The organism is Streptomyces sp. NPDC006879, from assembly GCF_042869595.1.
Classification (GTDB): Bacteria; Actinomycetota; Actinomycetes; order Streptomycetales; family Streptomycetaceae; genus Streptomyces.
In genome coordinates this window covers 1-23538 of sequence record NZ_JBIAGC010000012.1, presented here as the reverse complement: position 1 = coordinate 23538, position 23538 = coordinate 1, and the positions used below count along the sequence as shown (strand labels likewise).

The 23538-nt window shown below is 69.5% G+C and carries 23 protein-coding genes, 5 tRNA genes and 1 pseudogene; 10 read left to right on the top strand and 19 right to left on the bottom strand.

The genetic code is table 11. The features are described 5' to 3' along the window. Positions 1–34 precede the first annotated feature (34 nt). Positions 35–1792, bottom strand: a complete 1758-nt coding sequence (locus ACFYMC_RS12275; protein WP_388522773.1) for a DAK2 domain-containing protein — start codon at positions 1790–1792, stop codon at positions 35–37. Positions 1793–1937: 145 nt separating this feature from the next. Here ACFYMC_RS12275 and rpmB point away from each other — a divergent pair, with 145 nt between their 5' ends. After that, on the top strand, positions 1938–2123 hold the full coding sequence (gene rpmB / locus ACFYMC_RS12270; protein WP_064070327.1) for a 50S ribosomal protein L28: 186 nt from the start codon (positions 1938–1940) through the stop codon (positions 2121–2123). Between the two features lie 142 nt (positions 2124–2265). Here rpmB and thiD read toward each other — a convergent pair whose 3' ends face one another. Both thiD and ACFYMC_RS12260 read right to left on the bottom strand, forming a co-directional pair. Continuing rightward, positions 2266–3066: a bifunctional hydroxymethylpyrimidine kinase/phosphomethylpyrimidine kinase gene (thiD, locus tag ACFYMC_RS12265; protein ID WP_388522770.1), complete on the bottom strand. Its 801-nt coding sequence runs from the start codon at positions 3064–3066 to the stop codon at positions 2266–2268. Further along, complete coding sequence (locus ACFYMC_RS12260; protein WP_388522768.1) at positions 3063–4040, bottom strand: thiamine-phosphate kinase; 978 nt, start codon at positions 4038–4040, stop codon at positions 3063–3065. Before ACFYMC_RS12260 ends, thiD begins: the two co-directional genes overlap by 4 nt. Positions 4041–4336: 296 nt before the next feature. Between ACFYMC_RS12260 and ACFYMC_RS12255 the strand changes: the two genes are divergently transcribed. Beyond that, entirely contained in the window at positions 4337–4570 is a 234-nt protein-coding gene (locus ACFYMC_RS12255) for an Lrp/AsnC family transcriptional regulator (protein WP_388522765.1), read from the top strand. 19 nt (positions 4571–4589) lie between these two features. Beyond that, positions 4590–5081, top strand: coding sequence for a DUF3515 domain-containing protein (locus tag ACFYMC_RS12250; protein ID WP_388522762.1), 492 nt, complete (start codon positions 4590–4592; stop codon positions 5079–5081). Positions 5082–5207: 126 nt separating this feature from the next. Here the strand turns inward: ACFYMC_RS12250 and ACFYMC_RS12245 are convergent, their stop codons facing one another. From ACFYMC_RS12245 to ACFYMC_RS12235, 3 genes are all read right to left on the bottom strand, one after another. Continuing rightward, on the bottom strand, positions 5208–6365 hold the full coding sequence (locus ACFYMC_RS12245; RefSeq protein WP_388522759.1) for a D-alanine--D-alanine ligase family protein: 1158 nt from the start codon (positions 6363–6365) through the stop codon (positions 5208–5210). A 266-nt stretch (positions 6366–6631) separates the two neighbouring features. After that, positions 6632–7687, bottom strand: coding sequence for an NAD(P)H-dependent glycerol-3-phosphate dehydrogenase (locus ACFYMC_RS12240; RefSeq protein WP_388522756.1), 1056 nt, complete (start codon positions 7685–7687; stop codon positions 6632–6634). Next, positions 7684–8436, bottom strand: a complete 753-nt coding sequence (locus ACFYMC_RS12235) for a lysophospholipid acyltransferase family protein (protein WP_388522753.1) — start codon at positions 8434–8436, stop codon at positions 7684–7686. The genes ACFYMC_RS12240 and ACFYMC_RS12235 overlap by 4 nt, the downstream gene beginning before the upstream one ends. Before the next feature lie 178 nt (positions 8437–8614). On the opposite strand from ACFYMC_RS12235, the gene cofC reads away from it, so the two are divergent. Then, the gene (gene cofC / locus ACFYMC_RS12230; protein ID WP_388522750.1) at positions 8615–9337 is read left to right on the top strand and encodes a 2-phospho-L-lactate guanylyltransferase; all 723 of its coding nucleotides are present in this window, start codon (positions 8615–8617) and stop codon (positions 9335–9337) included. Between the two features lie 107 nt (positions 9338–9444). Further along, complete coding sequence (locus tag ACFYMC_RS12225; protein ID WP_388522748.1) at positions 9445–9657, top strand: hypothetical protein; 213 nt, start codon at positions 9445–9447, stop codon at positions 9655–9657. Positions 9658–9953: 296 nt separating this feature from the next. Here ACFYMC_RS12225 and ACFYMC_RS12220 read toward each other — a convergent pair whose 3' ends face one another. The 4 genes from ACFYMC_RS12220 to leuC all read right to left on the bottom strand — a co-directional run bounded on the left by ACFYMC_RS12220 (position 9954) and on the right by leuC (position 13123). After that, positions 9954–10604, bottom strand: coding sequence for an HU family DNA-binding protein (locus tag ACFYMC_RS12220; protein WP_388522745.1), 651 nt, complete (start codon positions 10602–10604; stop codon positions 9954–9956). Between the two features lie 142 nt (positions 10605–10746). Continuing rightward, entirely contained in the window at positions 10747–10974 is a 228-nt protein-coding gene (locus ACFYMC_RS12215) for a hypothetical protein (protein ID WP_388522742.1), read from the bottom strand. Between the two features lie 125 nt (positions 10975–11099). Continuing rightward, positions 11100–11693 (bottom strand): 3-isopropylmalate dehydratase small subunit, encoded by a 594-nt coding sequence (gene leuD, locus ACFYMC_RS12210; RefSeq protein ID WP_388522740.1) that lies wholly within the window; start codon positions 11691–11693, stop codon positions 11100–11102. Positions 11694–11698: 5 nt separating this feature from the next. Next, on the bottom strand, positions 11699–13123 hold the full coding sequence (gene leuC, locus ACFYMC_RS12205) for a 3-isopropylmalate dehydratase large subunit (RefSeq protein ID WP_388522737.1): 1425 nt from the start codon (positions 13121–13123) through the stop codon (positions 11699–11701). Between the two features lie 140 nt (positions 13124–13263). Between leuC and ndgR the strand changes: the two genes are divergently transcribed. Next, positions 13264–13980 carry an IclR family transcriptional regulator NdgR gene (gene ndgR, locus ACFYMC_RS12200; protein WP_388522734.1) on the top strand — a complete coding sequence of 239 codons (717 nt, stop codon included), beginning with the start codon at positions 13264–13266 and terminating at the stop codon, positions 13978–13980. Between the two features lie 158 nt (positions 13981–14138). Here ndgR and ACFYMC_RS12195 read toward each other — a convergent pair. From ACFYMC_RS12195 to ACFYMC_RS12155, 9 genes are all read right to left on the bottom strand, one after another. Further along, positions 14139–14211: transfer RNA gene (locus tag ACFYMC_RS12195), tRNA-Glu, on the bottom strand. 34 nt (positions 14212–14245) lie between these two features. After that, positions 14246–14317 (bottom strand) — tRNA-Gln (locus ACFYMC_RS12190). A gap of 16 nt (positions 14318–14333) precedes the next feature. Beyond that, a tRNA-Glu gene (locus tag ACFYMC_RS12185) sits at positions 14334–14406 on the bottom strand. Positions 14407–14467: 61 nt separating this feature from the next. After that, positions 14468–14540, bottom strand: a tRNA-Glu gene (locus tag ACFYMC_RS12180). Positions 14541–14562: 22 nt separating this feature from the next. Continuing rightward, a tRNA-Gln gene (locus ACFYMC_RS12175) sits at positions 14563–14634 on the bottom strand. An 85-nt stretch (positions 14635–14719) separates the two neighbouring features. Further along, positions 14720–15454 carry an HAD family hydrolase gene (locus ACFYMC_RS12170; RefSeq protein WP_388522732.1) on the bottom strand — a complete coding sequence of 245 codons (735 nt, stop codon included), beginning with the start codon at positions 15452–15454 and terminating at the stop codon, positions 14720–14722. Between the two features lie 88 nt (positions 15455–15542). Further along, complete coding sequence (gene gltX, locus ACFYMC_RS12165; RefSeq protein ID WP_388522730.1) at positions 15543–17018, bottom strand: glutamate--tRNA ligase; 1476 nt, start codon at positions 17016–17018, stop codon at positions 15543–15545. Then, positions 17011–17796 (bottom strand): fumarylacetoacetate hydrolase family protein, encoded by a 786-nt coding sequence (locus ACFYMC_RS12160; protein ID WP_388522727.1) that lies wholly within the window; start codon positions 17794–17796, stop codon positions 17011–17013. The genes gltX and ACFYMC_RS12160 overlap by 8 nt, the downstream gene beginning before the upstream one ends. 84 nt (positions 17797–17880) lie before the next feature. Continuing rightward, a complete protein-coding gene (locus ACFYMC_RS12155; RefSeq protein WP_388522724.1) occupies positions 17881–18066 on the bottom strand; it encodes a hypothetical protein in 186 nt (61 codons plus the stop codon). Positions 18067–18639: 573 nt separating this feature from the next. Here ACFYMC_RS12155 and ACFYMC_RS12150 point away from each other — a divergent pair. The 4 genes and pseudogenes from ACFYMC_RS12150 to ACFYMC_RS12135 form a co-directional block, all read left to right on the top strand. Further along, positions 18640–22404 carry a nitrate- and nitrite sensing domain-containing protein gene (locus tag ACFYMC_RS12150; protein ID WP_388522721.1) on the top strand — a complete coding sequence of 1255 codons (3765 nt, stop codon included), beginning with the start codon at positions 18640–18642 and terminating at the stop codon, positions 22402–22404. Between the two features lie 9 nt (positions 22405–22413). Beyond that, positions 22414–22827, top strand: a complete 414-nt coding sequence (locus ACFYMC_RS12145) for a roadblock/LC7 domain-containing protein (RefSeq protein ID WP_388523073.1) — start codon at positions 22414–22416, stop codon at positions 22825–22827. Positions 22828–23007: 180 nt separating this feature from the next. Beyond that, positions 23008–23403, top strand: a complete 396-nt coding sequence (locus ACFYMC_RS12140; protein ID WP_388522718.1) for a DUF742 domain-containing protein — start codon at positions 23008–23010, stop codon at positions 23401–23403. After that, positions 23384–23538, top strand: a pseudogene (locus tag ACFYMC_RS12135) (ATP-binding protein); the annotation flags it as partial. The gene ACFYMC_RS12140 and the pseudogene ACFYMC_RS12135, both read left to right, overlap by 20 nt.

The following is a 23538-nucleotide window of genomic DNA, read 5'->3' as shown; positions in this document are numbered from 1 at the left end:
GCCGCGGGGCCACGGCCAGCGGCCCCGCCGGGTCCTACTCGACGCCGATGAGCAGCGGCGCTGAATGCGGTCCGCCCCGGTAGGTGACGGTGTCCACCGCCAGGTGCCCGGCCCGTACGTACCGCTCCAGGCGTTCGGCCAGCGATTGCGGGGCCTGGGGACCCAGCACCAAGGTGACCAGCTCCCCCCCGGAGCCCAGCATCCGGGACAGTACGGCCTCGGCGGTCGAGGCGAGGCCGGCACCGATCACCGCCACGTCACCGTCGATCAGCCCGAGGACGTCGCCGGCCTGGCAGATGCCGGCCGAGGTGAAGGAGCGGTGTTCGGCCACGGCCAGCTCGGCGTAGCGGGTGGCGCCGGCGGCGGCGGTCATGGTGACCACGTCCTCGTCGAAGTTGCCCTCGGGATCGTGGACGGCGAGCGCGGCGAGGCCCTGTACGGCGGACCGGGTGGGGATGAGGGCCACCCGTATTCCTTCGGAACGGGCCTGCTCGGCAGCTGCTGCGGCGGCGTGACGCAGCTCGGGGTCGTTCGGCAACAGGACGACCTCACGGGCGTGCGCCCGGCGGATCGCGTCCACCAGTTCTCCGCTGGCCGGCTGCTCCCCGGGGCGGGCCGGGACCGTGGTCGCGCCGGCCTCCCGGCACAGGCTGGAGAGGCCTTCTCCGCGCACCACGGCGACGACCGCGCGCTGGACCCGCTCGGCCGGCGGCCGGAGCCGGGCGGCGGCCCCGAAGTGGGTGATGCGGATGCGGTGCGGCCGACCCGCCTCGATTCCGGCTTCGACGGCCGCACCGGGGTCGTCAACATGGACGTGGACGTTCCACAGCCCGTCGCCGCCCACGATGACCAAGCAGTCGCCGAGGTCGTCGAGCCGGTTGCGGAGCCGGTCGACGGCCTCGTCGGCGGCCTCCAGGAGGTAGATCACCTCGAAGGCGGGGCCGCCGTCTGGCTCGGTGGTCTCCTGTGTCCCACAGCCCTCGGACTCGGGCTCGCGCAAGGGTCGGGTGCGGGCACCGGCCAGCGAGGGGAGTTGCGGTGGCTGTCCGGTGAGCGCCTCCACGAGGGCGCCGAGCACCGCGAGAAGTCCGTAGCCCCCGGCGTCCACCACGTTCGCCCGACCCAGTACGGCGAGCTGGGAGGGGGTTTGGGCCAGGGCTTCTTCAGCGCCGTCGAAGGCGGCGCGGGCCACTTGTGCCGGGGTGACGGCACCCGCGCTCGCCTCGGCCTCGGCGGCCCGGGCGGCGGCCCGGGCGACGGTCAACACGGTTCCCTCGACGGGGTGGGCGACCGCCCGGTAGGCGGACTTCGCGGCCCGGCTGAGGGCGCGGGCCAGTTGCGGGGCGGGGTCGGGGCTCTCGGGCTCGACGGCGAGTTCCTCGGCCATGCCGCGCAGCAGTTGGGCGAGGATGGTGCCGGAGTTCCCGCGGGCGCCGATCAGGGCGCCGTGGGCCAGAGCCCCCACTGCCTCCTCGGGCGAGGGAACACCGGGTGCACGCGGGGCTTGCTGGGCGCTGAAGACGGCCTCGACGGCGGCTGCGGCCGATTCAAGGGTCAGGTAGAGGTTGGTTCCGGTGTCCGCGTCCGCGACCGGGTAGACGTTGATGGCGTCGATCTCACCGCGGGCCCGGCCGAGCGCCACCAGCGCCAGGGCGGTCCACTCTCGCACCACGTCGGCGTCCAGGGCGTGCGGCACCGGGCGTTCCTCACTTCTACGTCTTCGCGTCGGCTGGTCTGCACCGCAGCGTAACGACGGTGGACTGGCTGCTGGGGCGGGGGCCGGAGGAGCCATGGTAGTTTTTAGTAACAGGAGCAGGCGTTGTATGCTGCTCCGGTTGCCCGGCTCTCGCCGGGTCATACCCCCGGCAAGCCACCGATTTCGATCCCGGCGTGCCGGGAATTCACTGTAAGTGCATCTGAAGTCTTTGGAGTGACCCGTGGCTGCCAACTGCGACGTCTGCGGCAAGGGGCCGGGCTTCGGCAACAACATCTCGCACTCGCACCGCCGTACGTCTCGTCGCTGGAACCCCAACATCCAGCGTGTTCGTGCCGTGGTCAGTGGGACGCCGAAGCGCCTCAACGCCTGCACCTCGTGCATCAAGGCCGGCAAGGTCTCGCGCTGACGCTCCCGTCGTAGCGCAGCCCTTCTCGGTTGCCGAAAGAGCCGGTCCACCTCGGTGGGCCGGCTCTTTTTTCCTGTCCGGCCCACCGTCCGCGGCGATTGGGGCACAGTCTCCACCTACGGGTTCCGCGCCGCTCCTGGGGTCAGGCCTCCCACTGCCAGGCGTGGTTGACGGGTCCGATGCCCGAACCCAGGGGGAAGCCCGCCGCGATGGCGCCGGTGACGTACTCCTTGGCCCCGGCGACCGCCTCGGGCACCGAACTGCCCTTGGCCAGTCCGGCAGCGATGGCGCTGGCCAGTGTGCAGCCCGTGCCGTGGGTGTGGCGGTTGTCCCGGCGGGGGGCTCGCAGCCAGTGTTCGGTGTCTCCGTCCGTGAGCAGGTCCACGGCCTGGTGGTGAGCGGCGAGGTGGCCGCCCTTGATCAGCGCCCAGCGCGGGCCCAGGCCCAGGATCGCCTCGGCTGCCCGCCGCATGTCCGATTCGGCATCCACCCGTACGCCGGTCAACTGCGCCACCTCGTCCAGGTTGGGGGTGGCGATGGTGGCCGCGGGCAGCAGGAGCGCGCGGACCGCTTCCACCGCTGAGGTCGCGAGCAGCGGATCACCGTGTTTGGACACCCCCACCGGATCGACGACCGCGGGGGCTTGGGTGCCGGCCACGAGGGCGGCCACGGTTTCCACGAGCGCGGCGGAGGAGAGCATTCCGGTCTTGACCGCCCCTACGCCGATGTCGTCGACCACAGCGCGGTACTGGGCGGTCACGGCCTCGGTCGGCAGTTCCCATACGCCGTACACGCCCGTCGAGTTCTGCGCCGTGACGGCGGTGATCACGCTCATCCCGTGCACACCAAGGGCCTGCATCGTCTTCAGGTCGGCCTGGATGCCGGCTCCGCCACCGGAGTCGGAGCCGGCCACGGTCAGGCACCGCGGGGGGACCCGGCTCACGTCCTACCGTCCTCGATCTCCTCACCGAAGTGGTCCCAGCCTCCGGTACTGGTCCAGGGTGCGCCGTCAACGGTCACCTGGGGCAGGGCGGAGCGGTTGAGTACCTCGCCGATCACCTTCCAGCGCGCGGGCAGCTTCACCTCCGGCGGGAAGGTGGCCACGATCGCGTGGTCCTCGCCTCCGGTGAGGACCCACTGGAGCGGGTCGATTCCGACGGCTTGGCCGATGTCGTTCATCTGCGAGGGGATGTCGATGGCCGCAGACCGCAGGTCGATCCGCACCTTGCTGGCCTCCGCGATGTGTCCGAGGTCGGCGACGAGGCCGTCACTGACGTCGGTCATGGCGGTGGCTCCGAGGCCGGCGGCGGCGGGGCCGGCGTGGTACGGCGGTTCCGGCCGGCGGTGCGCTTCGACGAAGGCCCTGGGCGAGCGGAACCCGCGGGAGAGCACGGCGAAGCCTGCCGCGGACCAGCCGAGCCAGCCGGTGACGGCCACCACGTCGCCGGGTTGGGCACCGGAGCGGAGCACCGGCTCGTGGTTACGCAGGTCACCGAGCGCGGTGATGGCCACGGTAATGGTGTCCCCGCGCACGACGTCGCCGCCGACCACCGCGGCGCCGGCTACCTGGCACTCGTCGCGGAGCCCGTCCATGAGCTCGGTGGGCCAGGTGACCGGCAGTTCGGCCGGTACGACGAGGCCGAGCAGCAGGGCGGTCGGGACCGCGCCCATGGCGGCGATGTCGGCCAGGTTCTGAGCGGCGGCCTTGCGCCCGACGTCGTAGGCCGTGGACCAGTCCCGGCGGAAGTGCCGGCCTTCGAGCAGGATGTCGGTACTCGCCACGACCCGGCGGTCGGGCGCGGTCACGACCGCGGCGTCGTCACCCGGTCCCAGCCGCACCGCCGGCGTGGAGGTGAGCCTGGAGGTGAGCTCCCTGATGAGCCCGAACTCCCCCAGCTCACCCACAGTGCCCTTCATGATCGCTGTGCCCCTTCTGCCCCAGTGCGCTTGCGGTCGCGAGCGGTCACTGCTGTAGGTACCGTCAACAGACAAGTCAACTTCTGCTCTCCGTACACCCGGCCGACCTCCTGGGTCGTGCCCGTGGCATATCCCCGCCCCGGAGCCGGGAAGGGTCTCCCCCAGGAGCTCGGCGACGCGGTACCGTGGCGTCCCTTCCTTCCCCGGAGGCATCCCCTGGTGTGCCTGGGTTTCCCCCACCAAAGGTAGGGGACCAAGGTAGGGGAAATGATCCTTGTGGCCGCCCTGGAGGTTCCGTGGTACAGGCGTACATCCTCATTCAGACGGAGGTGGGAAGGGCGTCGGTCGTCGCCGAAACCATCTCCAAGATCCCCGGGGTGATCCAGGCGGAGGACGTCACCGGACCGTACGACGTGATCGTGCGCGCACAGGCGGACACCGTCGACGAACTCGGCCGCATGGTGGTGGCCAGGGTGCAGCAGGTGGAGGGCATCACCCGAACCCTGACCTGCCCGGTCGTCCATCTCTAGCCCCGTCTAGTCTGGGCCGGTGACTCCATCTCGCCGCCGGCCGTTCCAGCTGCCTGCCCTTGCCGTCGTCTGCACACTGTTCGCCCTCACGGGTTGCGGCGGCGGCACCACCACGGCGGCGCGCGCCCATGTGGAGCCTCCGTTGGACCCGCCGGCCGAGATCGTCGAGATCTGTGCCGCGCTGCACAAGCAACTACCGAGGAGCATTGCCGGCAAGGAGCAGCGTGACCCCGAGCCGGTGTCCGACCTCACCGCCGGGTGGGGTGATCCGGCGATCGTACTGCGTTGTGGGGTGACTCGGCCCGAGAAGATGGGCGATCCGAACGCCGACGCCGTCGCGGTCAACGGGGTCGAGTGGCTCGTCGAGCGGCAGCCGGCCGGCACACACCGTTTCACCAGCACATATCGCGAGGCGTACGTCGAGGTCACCTTGCCAAGGGGGTCAACCGACGCGGGTGCGCTCACCTACCTCGCGGAAGCCGTCAAGAAGACGGTCCCGTCCAGCCTCTGAGACGAACGGCTGGACGGGACCGGATTCCTCGCCCTGGTCGCAGGGGAGGCCGCGCCGTGACCTCAGGCGCGCTCGGGCCCATCGCGATCGGCGACGCACCTGGCGGTCACGGCGTCGGAGCGCCCCTCAGCGCAGCCCCGTGGAACGCCGCAACGCCGCCTGGATCAGCAGGTCCACCAGCTCCGGATACTCGATCCCGCTCTCCTGCCACATCCGGGGGTACATGGAGATCGGGGTGAACCCCGGGAGCGTGTTGATCTCGTTGATGACGAACTCGCCCTCCTCGTCGAGGAAGAAGTCCGCGCGCACCAGGCCCTCGCAGGAGGCCGCCTCAAAGGCCTCGACCGCGAGGCGGCGCACCTGCGCGGTCTGCTCCGCGGTGAGCGGCGCCGGCACGATCCCGGTGGCGGAGTCGATGTACTTGGCCTCGAAGTCATAGAAGTCGTGGCTGCTGACCGGCGGGATCTCAGCCGGGACCGAGGCCCGTGGGCCGTCCTCGAACTCCAGCACCCCGCACTCGATCTCACGGCCACGCACCAGCGCTTCGATGAGGATCTTGGGGTCGTGCCCTCGGGCCTCTTCCATGGCCTCGTCCAGGTCCGACAGGCCCTCGACCTTGGAGATGCCCATGGAGGAACCGCCGCGGGCGGGCTTCACGAACAGCGGCCAGCCGTGCTCGCCTGCGAAGTCCACGATCCTCCTGCGTGCCCCGGCCTCGTCGTGCTCCCACTCACGGGGGCGGATCACCAGGTAGGGCCCGACCTTCAGGCCGAAGGAGGTGAAGATCCGCTTCATGTACTCCTTGTCCTGGCCGACCGCCGAGGAGAGGACACCGGCGCCGACATAGGGGATGCCGGAGAGCTCAAGGAGGCCCTGGAGGGTGCCGTCCTCGCCGTAGGGGCCGTGCAGGACGGGGAAGACGACGTCCACGTCACCGAGGGCTTTGGGCACGGCGCCGGGCTCGGTGTAGACGACCTCCCGACTGGCCGGGTCGACCGGCAGGAGCACTCGGCCGTCCTCGGATTCGGCGAGGTCCTCCACGCTCGGCAGTCGCCGGTCGGCGATGGCCATCTGCTCGGGAGCGTCGGCGGTCAGGGCCCAGCGGCCGTCGATCGTGATGCCGATGGGCAGCACCTCGTACTTGCTGCGGTCGATGGACCGCAGCACGGCACCGGCGGTGACGACCGAGATGGCGTGTTCGGAGCTGCGCCCGCCGAACACGACGGCCACGCGCGGCTTGTGGTGCGGCTGCTCAGGGCTCTGGGTGAGGTTCTCGCTGCTCATATCGCCACGAGGGTACCGGGTCGTACGCCTGATCAGACACTTCCCGGAAGGGGGAATTCCGCCTAAGGAGCGGCCCGTACCGCCCACCGCGTGCGGTGCCTTCCGCCCGGACCGAGCGCCCTGCCTTCCTCAACGGCGGACCAACGACGACGGCCGCGCCACCCCGCCACGTCGTAGGAGCGGCCTTCACGCGTCCAAGGACGAAGGGGCCCTCCGTCCTTGGACGCGGTGCGTCAGACCCCGGGCGCCGGGCGCGCCGGCGCCCCTCAGTGCCGCTCGGCCTTGGCGCTGCGCGACATCAGCTCCTTCAGCGCCACCACGGGCGGCTTGCCCTGGTGCACGATCTCGACCACGGTTTCGGTGATGGGCATGTCGACCCCATGCCTGCGGGCCAGATCCGCCACCGACTCGCAGGACTTGACGCCCTCGGCGGTCTGCCGGGTGACCGCGATGGTCTCCTCCAGCGTCATGCCGCGACCGAGGTTGGTGCCGAAGGTGTGGTTGCGGGACAACGGCGAGGAACAGGTGGCCACGAGGTCCCCGAGCCCGGCCAGACCGGAGAACGTCAAGGGGTCGGCGCCCATGGCCAGGCCCAGTCGGGTGGTCTCGGCCAGGCCCCGGGTGATGAGAGAGCCCTTGGCGTTGTCCCCGAGCCCCATGCCGTCGGCGATGCCCACGGCCAGACCGATGACGTTCTTGACCGCTCCCCCGAGTTCGCAGCCGATGACGTCGGTGTTGGTGTACGGGCGGAAGTAGGCGGTGTGACAGGCCGCCTGGAGCCGCCGGGCCACTTCCCCGTCGGCGCAGGCGACCACCGACGCCGCCGGGCGCCGGGCCGCGATCTCCCGGGCGAGGTTGGGGCCGGTGACGACGGCGACCCGCGATCTGACCTCATCGGGCGTGCCGCCCAACGGACTCTTCGCTACGACCTCCTCGATCACCTCGCTCATCCGCTTAGCGGTGCCGAGCTCGATCCCCTTCATCAGGGAGACGAGGACGCTGTCCTGCGGGATCAGCGGCGCCCAGTTGGCCAGGTTGGTGCGCAGGCTCTGCGAGGGCACGGCCAGTACGGTGAAGTCCGCCCCCTCGGCGGCCTCCGCCGGATCGGTGGTGGCCCGCAACCCGTCAGGCAGCTCAAGGCCCGGCAGGTAGTCGGGGTTGGTCCGCTCGCTGTTGATGGCGTCGACGAGTTCCGGGCGCCGGCCCCAGAGGGTCACCTGGCAACCGGCGTCCGCCAGCACCATGCCGAAGGCGGTGCCCCAGGAGCCGTTTCCGTACACGGCGGCCCGCACCGGGCGGGACGGGGAGTGGGAACTACTCATGAGGTGCCCTCTTCTGCGGCTTTGCGTCGCTGTTCCGAGCGGGCTCGGCGGTGGTCGTACGGTTCGGCGGGCGCCTTCTCCTCCCGCAACTCCTCCAGGAGCTCGGTGATGGCGGTCATGATGACCTCGGTGGCTTCCTTGAGGACTTCCGCGTTCGGCTCACGGTCGTAGAAGGCCGACAGGTCCACCGGGGGCCCGGCGAGCACCTTCAGGGTCTTGCGGGGGAAGAGCTGGAGCTTGTTCTCCCGGGCGTAGGGGGGCATCGCGAGGTTGGCACCCCACTGGGCCACCGGCACCACCGGTGCGCGGGTCATCAGGGCAACCCGCGCCGCTCCGGTCTTGCCCGGCATCGGCCACACGTCGGGGTCACGCGTGAGGGTGCCCTCGGGGTAGAAGGCGACGCACTCCCCCTGTTCGATCGCGCGGACGGCCGCCCGGAACGCGTCCAGCGCGTTGGTGGACTCGCGGTAGACCGGGATCTGGCCGGTGCCGCGCAGCACCATGCCCACGAAAGGCGCCTTGAAGAGGGCTGCCTTGGCGAGGAAACGCGGAACACGACCGGTGTTGTACTGGAAGTGCGCATAGGACAGCGGGTCCAGATACGAGTTGTGATTGACGGCGGTGATAAACCCCCCGTCGGCCGGAATGTGTTCCATTCCGCGCCAGTCCCGCTTGAACAGAACCACGAGCGGCGGTTTAGCGATGGCCGCTGCCAGGCGGTACCAGAAGCCGATTCTGCGGCGGGACACTCGGACACCTTTCCTCTGTGACCGGCGCCCTCCTTGGGCGCCTGGCCGACCGGACCAGGTGGACAAGTTTCGCCCCAGGCCCGCGCCCTGTCGAGAACACCGTACGCCTCGGCCACCACCGGGGGCCTGACGGGGCGGGAGAGCACGGGGGCGACAATGGGGCCCGTGCGCCCGCAGCGTGACCAAGAGGAAGGGAGCCGCTACGAACACCGCATGGACCCTGGTCATCCCGCTCAAGCCGCTCGCTCTGGCCAAGAGTCGCCTGACTGCGGCGGCGGGTGAACGTCTCCGCCCCTTGCTGGCCCTGGCGTTCGCACAGGACACCGTCAGCGCGGCGCTGGCCTGCGACCGCGTGCGGGATGTGGTGGTCGTCACGGACGATCCGCTGGCTGGGTCGGAACTCTCCCGGCTGGGGGCACGCATCCTCGCGGACACGCCGGGGGCCGGACTCAACGCTGCGCTGACTCACGGGGCACAAAGGGTCCGGGGAGAGCGCCCGGGTAGCGCACTGGCGGCACTGAACGCGGATCTTCCGGCACTTCGCCCCCCGGAATTGCAGCGCGCACTCGATGGCGCCGCGACATTCTGCCGCTCTTTCCTCCCGGATGCGGCGGGAATCGGCACGACGCTGCTGTGCGCCACCGTCGGCTCCGCATTGGGACCTTCGTTCGGGGGGCCGTCCCGGGTGCGCCACGGCGCCTCGGGCGCGGTGGAACTGCCTGGTGTGGGGGTGGCGAGCGTGCGCCGGGACGTCGACACCGGTAGCGACCTCAGCGCGGCGGCCCGCCTCGGCCTCGGCCCCCATACCGCGACCCTCTTCCCGGCGTTCGAGCGGATCGCCGTGGCCCGCGGCGCGGACGTCCCGCTGCTCCCGAAGGCTCCGGTCGCCCCGGAGGGGTGAGCCGTCGGCACGGCGCCCCCCGGTCCGCGCTCCAGTCGCACGGTGCGGCGCCGCCGTTGCGACGGTACGCCCCTCGGAGCGGGCCCAAGAGCCCTTAAGCTGCGGGTATGCAGGCGACCGCGTACACGTACGATCCCGAGACCCGCAGCGGCAGCGTGCTGCTCGACGACGGCACCCCGGTGCCCTTCGACGCCGCGGCCTTCGACGCGGGCGGCCTGCGGCTGTTGCGGCCCGGCCAGCGCGTGCGCATCGAACTCGACGGCCCCGGCACCTGGGCGGCGGACCGTCGGATCACGCTGATCACGTTGCAGACGCTGTGAGGGCGACTAAGGGCTGTCCCGTAATCCCCGGTGGATCAGCGCACGGCGTCAGATGCGGTGCATCGCAAGGCGGAGGGGCGTCCCCATACTGGGCGTATTCGGGCGTTCCGACAACGCAGCGAAGTGCCGTAGCTGTCGCCGTGCGCCCGCCGGGGATTACGGGACAGCCCTTAGCTGAGGCGGAGTACCCAAGAACGGCCTTGCACACGCCGCGGGCCGGGTACCCCCGTGGTTCGAGGGGGAGCCCGGCCCGGCGCGTGAGGGGCCCTGCCGGAATGTCCGGCCGCGCTACTTCTTCACTTCTTCCTGGCGGTGGTCTTCTTGGCCGTGGTCTTACGGGCCGTGGTCTTCTTCGCCGGCGCCTTCTTCGCGGTGGCCTTCTTGGCGGGGGCGGTCTTCTTCGCCGTGGTCTTCTTCGCCGCCGCGGTGGTCTTCGCCGCCGTCTTCTTGGCCGCGGCCGTGGTCTTCTTGGCCGTCGCGGTGGTCTTCTTCGCCGTGGTCTTCTTGGCCGTCGCCTTCTTGGCGGTGGTGGCCTTCTTGGCGGTGGTCGCCTTCTTGGCGGTGGCCTTCTTCGCCGCGGCCTTGGTGGTGGTGCGAGTGGCGGAAGCACCACCGGAAAGGCTGCCCTTGGGGGCCTTCTTGACGGAGACCTCGCCGCCCTTGGGGAGCTTCTTCGTGCCGGCGACCAGGTCCTTGAAGCCCTGACCGGCACGGAAGCGAGGTACCGAGGTCTTCTTGACCCGGACGCGCTCACCCGTCTGCGGGTTCCGGGCGTACCGGGCCGGGCGGTCGACCTTCTCGAACGAGCCGAAGCCCGTGACCGAGACCCGGTCGCCCGCGACCACTGCGCGGACCATCGCGTCGAGTACCGCGTCGACAGCGTCTGCGGCCTGCTGACGGCCACCGAGCTTGTCGGCAATCGCTTCTACGAGCTGCGCCTTGTTCACGTCTTCCCCTTCGGAGACATTGCCAGAACAATGTGTTCAAGCTTTTTCGCACGTTAGGCGGATATATACCGCAAATCAAATACGAAACGGGCTAATCACCCTAGTGCCGCAACGACGTAGGCCGTTGCGCAGTTCCTTCGCATCAGTCGCCTTCAGGGAATCGACCCTCATCGAGGTCCTTCATCAACCTGTCCAGGCGCCTTGCCGCGTCGGCGAGATCGTGCTTCGCCGCGGACGTGACGACCAACAGCTTCCGGGACAGCGCCATCCTTACCGCCTCCGGGACTTGCAGTGAGCGCACCCTTGCGTGTGCTTCTTTCAGCCGGTCCGCGACCAGCTCGTATAGGTCGAGTTGACTGTCGCGGTCCATGCACAGATTGTGCCATCTGGGGCGAGTTGTCGCCTCATGGGGCCTCAACAAACGACTGCACCCCCTACCGGAAGGCAGGGGGTGCAGGGTAGTTCAGATGTCGGCCAATGGCTGATAACCGCTGATCAGGCCTGAGTCGTGCTCGGTTTGAAGCCGGGTCGGGAGGCTTCGTAGGAGGCGATTTCGGCTTCGTTCTGAAGGGTGAGGGAGATGTCGTCCAGCCCCTCCAGCAGTCGCCAGCGGGCGTTCTCATCGAGCTCGAACTCCGCCTCGATTCCTTCTGCTCGAACCTGTCGCGCCACCAGGTCGACAGTGATCTCCGCAGTGTGGTCGGACTCGACCAGTTCCCACAGCCGGTCGACGGTCTCCTGCGGCAGGACCACCGTCAGTAGGCCGTTCTTGAGTGAGTTACCACGGAAGATGTCGGCGTAGCGGGAGGAGATGACCGCCTTGAAGCCGTAGTTCTGCAGTGCCCAGACCGCGTGTTCACGGGAGGATCCGGTACCGAAGTCCGGGCCAGCGACCAGCACTGTGGCACCCGCGCGCTCGGGGTGGTTCAGGACGAACTCGGCATCCTTGCGCCAAGCCTCGAACAGGCCGTCCTCGAACCCGTCGCGAGTGATCTTCTTCAGCCAGTGCGCTGGGATGATCTGGTCAGTGTCGACGTTGCTGCGACGCAGCGGGACCGCCCGGCCGACGTGCGTGGTGAAAGCTTCCATGGTTCTCAGACTCCGGCGGTGACAGGGGTGTCGGACAGGTCGGCGGGGGAAGCCAGGTGCCCCAGCACGGCAGTGGCGGCGGCCACCTGGGGGGAGACCAGGTGGGTACGACCGCCCTTGCCCTGCCTGCCTTCGAAGTTGCGGTTGGAGGTGGACGCCGAGCGCTCGCCGGGGGCCAGTTGGTCCGGGTTCATACCCAGGCACATCGAGCAACCCGCGTGCCGCCATTCGGCGCCGGCCTCCTTGAAGACCTTGTCCAGCCCCTCCTCCACGGCCTGCAGGGCGACCCGTACGGAACCGGGAACGACCAGCATCCGTACGCCATCGGCGACTTTGCGACCCCCGACGACCTCGGCCACGGCCCTGAGGTCCTCGATGCGGCCGTTGGTGCAGGAACCTACGAAGACAGTGTCGACCTTGATGTCACGCAGCCGCTGGCCAGCAGTCAACCCCATGTACTCCAGGGCCTTTTCGGCAGCGTGGCGCTCCGAAGCATCCTCGTACGAAGCAGGGTCGGGGACATTGGCGGACAGCGGTGCGCCCTGGCCGGGGTTGGTGCCCCAGGTGACGAACGGGGTCAGTGCGGAGCCGTCGATGACGACCTCGGCGTCGAACACCGCGTCCTCGTCGCTGCGCAGGGTCGACCAGTAGGCGACGGCGGCGTCCCAGTCTGCGCCCTTGGGCGCGTGGTCCCGCCCGTGCAGGTAGTCGAAGGTGGTCTGATCGGGAGCGATCATGCCGGCGCGGGCACCGGCCTCGATCGACATGTTGCAGACGGTCATTCGGGCTTCCATCGACAGCTTCTCGATGGCCTCGCCGCGGTATTCCAGGACGTATCCCTGACCGCCACCGGTACCGATTTTGGTGATGATCGCCAGGATCAGGTCCTTGGCCGTCACGCCCTCGGCGAGGGCGCCGGTCACGGTGATCGCCATGGTCTTGGGGCGGGCCAGCGGCAGCGTCTGGGTAGCCAGGACGTGCTCGACCTGGCTCGTACCGATACCGAAGGCCAGTGCGCCGAAGGCACCGTGCGTGGAGGTGTGGGAGTCTCCGCAGACCACGGTGGTGCCCGGCTGGGTCAGCCCGAGCTGCGGTCCCACCACGTGGACCACGCCCTGCTCGACGTCGCCCAGGGGGTGCAGCCGGACCCCGAACTCGGCGCAGTTGCGACGCAGGGTCTCCAACTGGGCCCGTGAGACCGGGTCCGCGATGGGCTTGTCGATGTCGAGGGTGGGGGTGTTGTGGTCCTCGGTGGCAATGGTGAGGTCGAGGCGACGGACCTTGCGTCCGCTGAGCCTCAGCCCCTCGAAGGCCTGCGGGCTGGTCACCTCGTGCAGCAGGTGCAAATCGATGAAGAGGAGATCGGGCTCGCCTTCGGCGCGCCGGACGACATGGTCGTCCCAGACCTTCTCCGCGAGTGTCCTACCCATCGCTTTCCCTCCGGCCGGCAGCACTGCCGACACAACTAGAGACCCTTTTCACGGGCTGCCCAGCGCCCGCCCCACCAGGTTCGCAAGTTCGCGGGAAAATTGAACTTGCGTTTCACAGAGTGAGACGTGAGTATCGTTTCATGGACAACTCTAGCGGCGTCGGCGTTCTCGACAAGGCAGCTCTGGTACTGAGCGCACTGGAGTCCGGTCCGGCCACCCTCGCCGGGCTGGTCGCGGCGACAGGGCTCGCACGACCCACGGCCCACCGACTGGCTGTGGCACTGGAACACCACCGGATGGTGGCGAGGGACATGCAGGGCAGGTTCATCCTCGGCCCGCGGCTGGCGGAGCTCGCCGCCGCGGCAGGCGAGGACCGACTGCTGGCCACGGCGGGACCGGTTCTGACCCACCTGCGCGATGTCACCGGCGAGAGCGCCCAGCTCTACCGGCGCCAGGGCGACATGCGCATCTGCGTGGCAGCGGCCGAGCGACTCTCGGGCCTACGGGACACCGTCCCGGTGGGCTCCACCCTTCCGATGAAGGCGGGCTCAGCCGCCCAGATCCTGATGGCCTGGGAGGAGCCCGAGCGACTTCACCGGGGCCTACAGGGCGCGCGGTTCACCGCGACCGCCCTGTCCGGGGTGCGCCGCCGCGGCTGGGCCCAGTCGATCGGCGAGCGGGAACCGGGAGTAGCCTCCGTCTCCGCTCCGGTGCGCGGCCCTTCCAACCGTGTGGTGGCCGCCGTCTCCGTGTCCGGTCCCATCGAGCGCCTGACCCGGCACCCGGGACGGATGCACGCCCAAGCGGTCATCGACGCGGCCGGTCGGTTGAGCGAGGCCCTGCGCCGCCCTAGCTGACCCGACCCCTTTGGCCCGCGTTCAGCGGCCGGGGGTGCCTCGACGCCGCAACCGTCCACCCAGGCACCCCTGGCCGCTTCTGCTGTCCCGGCCGCAACTCCCGCATAAGGAAAGCGAGAAGGCCCTCCGTGGTGATCACGGAAGGCCTTCTTGACGCGTACCCCCGACCGGATTCGAACCGGCGCTACCGCCTTGAGAGGGCGGCGTGCTAGGCCGCTACACAACGGGGGCTTGCTGGGTGCAGATCGAAAGGATCTCGACTGCGCTGGGCTACCAGGACTCGAACCTAGACTAAATGAACCAGAATCACTCGTGCTGCCAATTACACCATAGCCCATGGTGGTTTAGACCAGTACCCCCGACCGGATTCGAACCGGCGCTACCGCCTTGAGAGGGCGGCGTGCTAGGCCGCTACACAACGGGGGCCCTAGCGATCCTGCATCGAGGCATCCGGGTGCGACCCAGGAGATCTCGCGGGAAGGATCTGTACCCCCGACCGGATTCGAACCGGCGCTACCGCCTTGAGAGGGCGGCGTGCTAGGCCGCTACACAACGGGGGCAAAGCACTGCAAAAGCACTGCGCTGGGGTACCAGGACTCGAACCTAGACTAAGTGAACCAGAATCACTCGTGCTGCCAATTACACCATACCCCACCAAAATTCAACCCCCTGCGGGGGTCTTATTCGGGCGGCGCCTCCGTCCGGCCTCTCGGCCCGCTCCGGCGGCGCAGGAAGAACATTACCGGATGGGTGACGGAGCTCCAAAACGGGTATCCCCGGCCAGCAGGCCGGGGAGCTGCGCGAGTCCAGTGATCCGCAGTACACCCGCCGGCACCGCCTCGCGCTCCCCCGCGCCCTCCCGGTCGAGCCAGATCCCGGTCAAACCCGCCGCACTGGCCCCTTGTGCGTCCACTTCCAGGCGATCTCCCACATAGGCCACCTCCGTGCAAGGGAGTGCAAGGGCCTCACAGGCGGCCAGGAACGCGGCGGCTGCGGGTTTGCTCACGCCGATCTCGGCAGCGCACACGAGCACCTCGAAGCGCTCCCGCAACCCCAGTGCCCGCAGCTTGGGATCCTGGTTGGTGGCGCTGGAGTTGCTCAGCACACCGTGCCGGTAGAGCGGCGAGAGCCTGTCGAGGGCGGGCAGCACATCGGGGAAGAGCGCCCATGAGGCCCGATATCGGGCCATATAACGGTCGAACCACGCATCGGCCGCCGCGTCCGACCAGCCCGGGCGGTCCAGGTAGTCCCGCACCCGTTCACGCCGCTGGTCCACGAAGGACACCTCGCCGGCAGCGAACCGGGCCCAGTGCACCTCGGTGTGAGCCCTCCAGAGCGCCAACGCCTGCTCTTCGTCGGTGAAGCGCTCCGCCAGCCCCTCGGCCGCCAGGTGCGCGGTCATACCAGCCCGGTCGGCCCCCGTGTAGTCGAAGAGGGTGTCGTCGATGTCCCACAGCACCGCGCGGATCGCCATGGACTCGACGATACGGCGAAGCGCCCGGAGGCGAGCAGGCTTCCGGGCGCTTCGGTGCTGGTGGGGACCGCTGACGGGCCCTCGGAGCTCAGGCCGAGAGCCGTCCGAGGGCGGCGTCGATACGAGCGAGAGTGCGCTCCTTGCCCAGGACTTCCAGGGACTCGAAGAGCGGCAGGCCGACCGTGCGTCCGGTGACGGCTACCCGGACCGGAGCCTGCGCCTTGCCCAGCTTGAGCCCGTGAACCTCGCCGGCCGCCAGGACGGCCTCCTTGAGGGAGTCGGCGCTGCTCCAGTCCGCGGCTTCGAGCTTCTCGCGGGCGGTGGCGAGCAGCGCCGCGGAGTCGCCCTTCATCGCCTTGTCCCAGGAAGGCTGGTCGAAGACCGGCTCGGGCAGGAACAGGAAGTCGACGTTGGCCGTGATGTCGGACAGGACGGTCAGACGGGTCTGGGCGTGCGGAGCGATGGCCTCCCAGGCGGCCTGGTCGAAGTCCGCGGGCGCCCACGGGGCGTGCGGAGCCCGCAGCCAGGGCGTGCAGGCATCTGCGAATGCCTTCACGTCCATCATGCGGATGTGATCACCGTTGATCGACTCGGCCTTCTTCAGGTCGAAGCGGGCTGGGTTGGCGTTCACATCGGCGATCTCGAACGTGGCGACCATGTCCTCGACGGAGAAGACGTCCTGGTCCGCGGAGAAGGACCAACCCAGCAGGGAGAGGTAGTTGAGCAGCCCCTCGCGCAGGAAGCCGCGCTCGCGGTAGAGATTGAGCGAGGCCTGGGGGTCACGCTTGGAGAGCTTCTTGTTGCCCTCCCCCATGACGTACGGCAGGTGCCCGAACTCGGGTACCGCCTTGGCCACGCCGAGCTCGATCAGCGCCTTGTAGAGCGCGACCTGGCGCGGGGTGGAGGACAGCAGGTCCTCGCCGCGCAGCACGTGCGTGATCTCCATCAGGGCGTCGTCCACCGGGTTGACCAGGGTGTAGAGCGGAGCTCCGTTGGCCCGGACGATGCCGTAGTCAGGCACGTTCTCCGGGGTGAAGGTCAGCTCGCCGCGCACCAGGTCGGTGAACGTGATCGGCTCGTCGGGCATCCGGAAGCGGACGATCGCGGCCCGCCCCTCGGCCTCGTAGCCGGCCTTCTGCTCAGCACTCAGGTCGCGGCAGTGACCGTCGTAGCCGGAGGGCTTGCCGGCGGCGCGAGCCGCTTCACGGCGCGCGTCGAGCTCCTCGGTGGTGCAGTAGCAGTGGTACGCGTGACCGGCGTCGAGGAGCTTACGGGCAACCTCGGCGTAGGTGTCCATGCGCTGGGACTGCCGGTACGGGGCGTGGGGACCGCCCACCTCGGGGCCCTCGTCCCAGTCCAGGCCGAGCCAGCGCATCGCTTCGAGCAGCTGACCGTAGGACTCCTCGGAGTCACGGGCCGCGTCGGTGTCCTCGATGCGAAAGACGAGGGTGCCGCCGTGGTGGCGGGCGAACGCCCAGTTGAACAGGGCGGTGCGGACCAGGCCCACATGGGGGTTGCCGGTCGGTGAGGGACAGAAACGTACACGGACGGGTCCGTTAACCACGCGTGATCACCTTGTTGGTGAGAGTGCCGATGCCTTCGATGCTGACGGCGACCTCGTCGCCGACGTTGAGGGGCCCGACTCCGGCCGGTGTGCCCGTGAGGACCACATCGCCGGGGAGCAGCGTCATGGCCTCGGTGAGGTGGACGATCAGGTCCTCGATCGGTCGCACCATCTCGCTGGTGCGCCCTAGTTGGCGCTGCTCGCCGTTGACCGTGCACTGGATGGCCAGGTCGTTGGCGGTGGCCAGGTCGATGCCCGTTTCGACCCAGGGGCCGAGCGGGCAGGCACCGTCGAAGCCCTTGGCCCGGGCCCACTGCTTCTCACGCCGCTGGACGTCGCGCGCGGTGATGTCGTTGGCGCAGGTGAAACCGAGGATGACGTCCTTGACCCGGTCACGTGGCACGTCCCGGCACATCCGCCCGATCACGACGGCGAGCTCCGCCTCGTGGTGGAGTTCCTCGGAGAAGCTGGGGTAGGTGATGGGGTCACCGGGGCCAGTCACCGAAGTGGACGGCTTGAAGAAGGCGACCGGCACTTCGGGGACCTCGTTGCCGAGCTCCGCCGCGTGCTCCGCGTAGTTGCGGCCAATGGCCACGACCTTGCTGGGGAGCACGGGCGGCAGCAGCCGGACCTTGTTCAGCGGCACCTTGGTGCCGGAGAGCTCGAAGTCGGCGAACGGGATGCCCTTGATGATGTCGATGACGAGGTCGTCGGGGGCCTGCCCCTCGATCGCGCCGAACGCGACATTGCCGTCGATGGAGAACCTGGCGATGCGCACGGGTTGCGTCTGCCCCTCACTGAGCTGGCCGGAGTCTGGTCGCTCCAGGCTATCCCGGGCGAGGGGGCCGCCCCCGCTCCCCCGTTACTGCGCCTGCGGCGCGGCGGGGGCGTGCATCAGCACGGTGCGGCGCGGGTTGGCCGTCTGGGTGGGCAGTTCGACGGAGTGATCCCGCTGTTCCGTCGACTGCAGCGACTCGGCGTCCGCGAGGTGGACGAGGGTGGTGCGGCGCGGGTTGGCTATGTTGCGGAACATCATCGTCGTCTTCATCTGAGGTGTGGGACCTTGTCGGATGCGGGCACCGGGGTGGTGCCGGTTGTCGGATGGGGAGTCGCTGTAAAGCGTCAGGCTAAACACCCGATTCCCGACGGGTAGGAGGAACCAGTGGCCCCAGTGATGTGAGTTTGCTCACGACGTCGCCGGCATTACGGGCGTTTCGGGCAGTCGATCGACCATCAGGAAAGGGACAATGCGCCACTGAATGCCCGATTCCGCTCCTGATCATCTCGACTGGGACACCCACCCCGCATAAGCGATTCGTAAGAAAAGGTCCGGTTTATCCATGATCACCTTCTACGCCAGGTAGCTTTGCGATCACAACCGGTCACAATTCGGCGCGGCCGATACCCGGACCTTGTTGGAGATCCGGCACTGTGCTGGAATTCCTCGGAACCGCCGCGGGAAATCAGCCGGCGCGCAGGGGGCGCAATTCCGCGCCAAGCGGCGGATGACAGGGGGAGACGCGCCGGTCACCGACGACCACATCCAGGGGCCGTCTGTGCCCCACGACTCGACTCCGTCTCCGCCCCGGCGGAGGCGCCTGGTCCAGAGGTTGCGACGCTAGTGCAGGGACGTTTTAAGAGGGATGGCAGCGCTGCGGCGGATCAGGAGCCGCGCGGCGGGATCGACCGTGGCTCCTCGCCCCAGCACGCCCAGAACCACGGGCCGGCGGCGAATGGCGCGAACGACAGCGACATCACACCCGCGAAGCCCAAGGCCAAGAACCGGCTCAAGGGAAAATCCGGCAAGAACGCCGGCGGATCCCAGGAGATGGCGCCGGGCGGCGACAAGGCGAAGGGGCAGAAGGGTAAGGACGAGTCCATACCCAAGGCCCCCTCAGGGCCCGGCTCCCGGCTGGCCATGCAGAACTGGCGCATCAGCACGCGACTCGTGTCGCTGCTGGCGCTCCCGGTGGTGGCGGCCACCACGTTGGGTGGCTTCCGTATCAGCGAGTCGTTGAGCGATATCCAGCAGCTGGAACACATGCAGCTGTTGACAACGATGACCAAGCAGGCCACCGCGCTCGCCGCGGCGCTCCAGGAGGAGCGCGACCGGACCGCGGGACCGCTCTCGAACGACACTCGCAACGCCTCCACCAGCCTGGTCAAGGGCGTACGCACGTCCACTGACGATGCTGTCTCCTCCTTCACCAGTGCCACGGACGGCATCGACGGCGGCGATGAGAGCGATGAGACCCTCGACTCCATCCGCGGAAACATCGTCCAGATCACCCGCCAGCTCGGCACCATCGAGGAAACCCGCAAGAACGCCTACGTGGGCGGCTCCCAGCGGACGGTCAGCGAGTACAACTCCCTGATCACCTCATTGCTCAGCCTCTCCCAGGACATGGCGCAGGCCACCTCCAGCCCGGAGATGATCAAGCGGACCCGAGCGTTGGCCGCGTTCTCCGCCGCCAAGGAGTACGCCTCCATCCAGCGCGCCGTCATCGCCGCCGCCCTTCCCAAGGACGACAAGCGGGTCGGCAGCCTCTCCGACAACGATCGCCTCTACGGTCTCTCGGCCTACGAGAACGAAGAGCAGGCGATGCAGACCTTCGAACTGGTCTATCAGGGCCGGGCCGAGGACCTCACCAACACGTTGGGTAGCGGCAACACCGAGATCGCCAGCGCCGAGCTGTACGCCAAGCGTGTCCTCAGCAACACCGGCCAGCTGCCTCGCGAGAAGGACCGCTCCTGGCTGGACTGGTACGACGCGGACGACAACAAGATCCGGGCCATGCAGAAGATCGAGCTCCAACTGCTCGATGACATGGAGATCGAAGCCCGCAAGCTCAAGAACGAGTCCCAGCAGGACGCGCTCATCAACGGTGCGCTGATCCTGCTCGTCCTCGGCGTCTCGCTGGTCGGTGCCTTCGTCGTGGCCCGCTCCATGATCCGTTCGCTGCGCCGTCTCCAGGACACCGCTACCCGGGTCGCCCAGGACCGGCTGCCGGAGCTCGTCAAGGCGCTGTCCGAGGCAGACCCGCAGGACGTGGACACCTCCGTGGAGTCCGTGGGCATCAACACCCGGGACGAGATCGGCAAGGTGGCCGCGGCCTTCGACGACGTGCACCGCGAGGCGGTCCGACTGGCCGCCGAGCAGGCCCTGCTCCGGGGCAACGTCAACGCGATGTTCACCAACCTCTCGCGGCGTTCCCAGGGCCTCATCCAGCGTCAGCTCTCGCTCATCTCCGAGCTCGAATCGCGCGAGGCCGACCCGGACCAGCTGTCGTCCCTCTTCAAGCTCGACCACCTCGCGACCCGCATGCGCCGTAACGGCGAGAACCTCCTCGTCCTCGCGGGCGAGGAGCCGGGCCGCCGGTGGACCCGCCCCGTGCCGCTCGTCGACGTGCTGCGCGCCGCGGCCTCCGAGGTGGAGCAGTACGAGCGCATCGAACTGGCTTCGGTCCCCGCGACCGAGGTCGCCGGACGCGTCGTCAACGACCTCGTGCACCTGCTCGCCGAGCTGCTGGAGAACGCCACCTCGTTCTCCTCCCCCCAGACCAAGGTGCGCGTCACCGGCCACGCCCTGCCCGACGGGCGGGTCCTGGTGGAGATCCACGACACGGGTATCGGCCTCTCCCCCGAGGACCTCGCCGCGATCAACGAGCGGCTCGCCTCGCCCCCCACCGTGGACGTGTCCGTCTCTCGACGCATGGGCCTGTTCGTGGTCGGCCGCCTGTCCCTGCGACACGGCATCCGAATCCAGCTGCGTCCCTCCGACTCGGGCGGCACCACCGCACTCGTCATGCTCCCCGTGGACGTGGCACAGGGCGGCAAGCGTCCCGCAACCCCGGCTGCCGGCGTTCCCGGCGGGCAGCAGCCGGCGCCGGCCGGTCCCCGGCCCGGCGGCGCGCCGCAGGGTTCGGCGGCCAGCAGGCTCGCCGCCGGCGCGGGCGCCGCACGCGGCCAGGTCCCCAGCGGCGGGCAGCGAGCCGCGCTGCCCGGCCGTGACGGCGGGGCCCGTCCGCAGGGACCCGGCGGCCAGGGCGGGTTCGGCGGCGGCAACGCCTTCGGCGCCGACAGCCCGCTCAACGCCCCCCAGGACCGCCAGTCCCCGGCCCCGGCTGGCGGGCGTCAGTCCGGCCAGGGCGGGAAGCACCCCGACGGGCAGGGCGGCGGCTTCGGCGCCCCCAACCCGAACGCCTTCCAGCGCCCGCAGGCGCCGGCCGCACCGGTGCCGACTCAGGCTGCGGCCCCCGAGGCTCCGCAGGAGCGGCAGTTGCCGCCGCGCGGCCAGCGTGCCGAACTGCCGGGTGAGGTTCCGCAGACCACCAGCTGGGGCACTGGGGCAGACGCTCCGCGCGGCCATGACGACCGCCCGGAGGCCGCAGCCACTGCGGAGTTCCCGCGTCCGGACTTCAACGCCCCGGCGCCGCAGGGCAACAGCACCACCGGTCAGTTCCAACGCCCGGACGTACGCGGTCCGCTGGACCCCTCGACCACCGGACAGTTCCCCAGCCCGCAGTACGGGGCGCCCGCCCCGCAGGGCAACAGCACCACCGGTCAGTTCCAACGCCCGGACGTACGCGGTCCGCTGGATCCTTCGACGAGCGGGCAGTTCACCCGGCCGGACCTCGGAGCCCAGGACCCGGCGGCCACCGGGCACTTCGCCCGGCCGGACTTCGGAGCCCCGCGCCCCGCGGCGGGCCAGGGTGCTGGCTACCCCCAGCAGGGCCAGGGCAACCAGCCGGACCTGCCGCAGGCGCCTCAGCGCTCCCCGCAGGAGTCTTCGTCCTTCGCTCCCGTGCCGGCCCGTCAGTCGGAGGCACTACCGCCGGCCCAGAACACCGGAGACGGCCGCACGCCGCTCTTCGACGGCCTGGAGTCAGACTGGCAGCACGGCCAGGGAGGTTCGGCCCAGCAGCGTGGTCCGGCCGCCCGGCAGGGCCAGCAGGGGTACGCACCGCAGGCCCCGTCCGCACCACAGCCGACGCCGCCCCACACGGCACCGGCTGCACAGCCCCCGGCCCGCCGGGAGCCCGCTGGTGACGCGCTGACCGCCACGGGCAGCACCCAGACCGTGAGTTGGCGCCAGTCGCCCAACGACGAACTGGGCCGTCAGGCCGAGCGGATCCGCCAGCCCGCAGCTGGCGGTATCACCACCTCCGGTTTGCCCAAGCGGGTTCCGCGGGCCAACCTTGTCGCTGGAACCGCACAGGAGCAGGCAGCCCAGTCAGGTCCGCAGGTATCGCGTGCGCCCGATGACGTACGTGGCCGGCTCACCAATCTCCGTCGCGGCATCCAGCAGGGCCGTCAGGCCGGCAACGGCGGCCCGGCGACCGGTAGTTACCGCATCGGCGGCCCTTCTCACCAGCAGGAGCGATAGTTGAGCCCGATGAGCCAGGCGGCGCAGAACCTGAACTGGTTGATCACCAACTTCGTGGACAACACCCCCGGGGTGTCCCACACGGTGGTGGTCTCCGCCGACGGCCTTCTTCTGGCGATGTCCGAGGGTTTCCCGCGCGACCGCGCTGATCAGCTGGCGGCCGTGGCCTCCGGACTGACCTCGCTGACCGCGGGAGCCTCCCGCATCTTCGAGGGCGGCCCCGTGAACCAGACGGTGGTGGAGATGGACCGGGGATTCCTCTTCCTCATGTCCGTCTCCGACGGATCCTCGCTGGCCGTACTCGCACACCCCGAGTGCGACATCGGCCTCGTCGGCTACGAGATGGCCCTCCTCGTCGACCGCGCCGGAAACGTCCTCACCCCGGACCTCCGCGCGGAACTGCAAGGAAGTCTTCTCATGTAACCGTCACCTCCCCCGGCCGGCCGGTACTGCGGGCCGGGGGACCGAGGGGTTCCCCGTCCCCGCCCTTTCCTCCGGTCAGGATCCGCAGGAGAGGTAGCAGTACCCCCGTCCGGCCGAGCCACCGCCCCCCACCGGCCCCATCAGACGGCACTGACCACTGCTGTCCAGCCCGGAGGATCAATGACCCCGCCCCCCGCCTACCCCGATTCGTACGGCGACCAGTCGTACTCGGAAGGCGACCAGCCGCTGGTACGTCCCTACGCGATGACCGGCGGCCGGACCCGGCCGCGCTACCAGCTGGCCATCGAGGCCCTGGTCAGCACCACCGCCGACCCCGCCCACCTGGCGACCCTGCTTCCCGAGCACCAGCGGATCTGCCAGCTGTGCCGCGAGGTCAAGTCCGTGGCCGAGGTATCGGCCCTGCTGTCCATGCCGCTCGGTGTGGCGCGGATCCTCGTCGCCGACCTGGCGGAGGCGGGCATGGTGGCGATCCACCAGCCCGGCAATGGAGAGACCGGCGGTACGCCGGATGTGACACTGCTCGAAAGGGTGCTCAGTGGACTTCGCAAGCTCTGACGGCGCAGGCGCCCGGTCGGGCGTCGACAGACCGCAGACCACCTCCGCGAAGATCGTGGTGGCCGGGGGCTTCGGCGTCGGCAAGACCACATTCGTCGGCGCCGTGTCCGAGATCAACCCGCTGCGCACCGAAGC

Bases quoted from the DNA above. Each gene is read 5' to 3' on its own strand.
- ACFYMC_RS12275 (WP_388522773.1), bottom strand. From the start codon at position 1,792: ATGGCTCCTCCGGCCCCCGCCCCAGCAGCCAGTCCACCGTCGTTACGC.
- ACFYMC_RS12260 (WP_388522768.1), bottom strand. From the start codon at position 4,040: ATGAAGGGCACTGTGGGTGAGCTGGGGGAGTTCGGGCTCATCAGGGAG.
- ACFYMC_RS12245 (WP_388522759.1), bottom strand. From the start codon at position 6,365: ATGAGCAGCGAGAACCTCACCCAGAGCCCTGAGCAGCCGCACCACAAG.
- ACFYMC_RS12240 (WP_388522756.1), bottom strand. From the start codon at position 7,687: ATGAGTAGTTCCCACTCCCCGTCCCGCCCGGTGCGGGCCGCCGTGTAC.
- ACFYMC_RS12225 (WP_388522748.1), top strand. From the start codon at position 9,445: ATGCAGGCGACCGCGTACACGTACGATCCCGAGACCCGCAGCGGCAGC.
- ACFYMC_RS12215 (WP_388522742.1), bottom strand. From the start codon at position 10,974: ATGGACCGCGACAGTCAACTCGACCTATACGAGCTGGTCGCGGACCGG.
- leuD (WP_388522740.1), bottom strand. From the start codon at position 11,693: ATGGAAGCTTTCACCACGCACGTCGGCCGGGCGGTCCCGCTGCGTCGC.
- leuC (WP_388522737.1), bottom strand. From the start codon at position 13,123: ATGGGTAGGACACTCGCGGAGAAGGTCTGGGACGACCATGTCGTCCGG.
- ndgR (WP_388522734.1), top strand. From the start codon at position 13,264: ATGGACAACTCTAGCGGCGTCGGCGTTCTCGACAAGGCAGCTCTGGTA.
- ACFYMC_RS12170 (WP_388522732.1), bottom strand. From the start codon at position 15,454: ATGGCGATCCGCGCGGTGCTGTGGGACATCGACGACACCCTCTTCGAC.
- ACFYMC_RS12155 (WP_388522724.1), bottom strand. From the start codon at position 18,066: ATGAAGACGACGATGATGTTCCGCAACATAGCCAACCCGCGCCGCACC.
- ACFYMC_RS12145 (WP_388523073.1), top strand. From the start codon at position 22,414: ATGAGCCAGGCGGCGCAGAACCTGAACTGGTTGATCACCAACTTCGTG.
- ACFYMC_RS12140 (WP_388522718.1), top strand. From the start codon at position 23,008: ATGACCCCGCCCCCCGCCTACCCCGATTCGTACGGCGACCAGTCGTAC.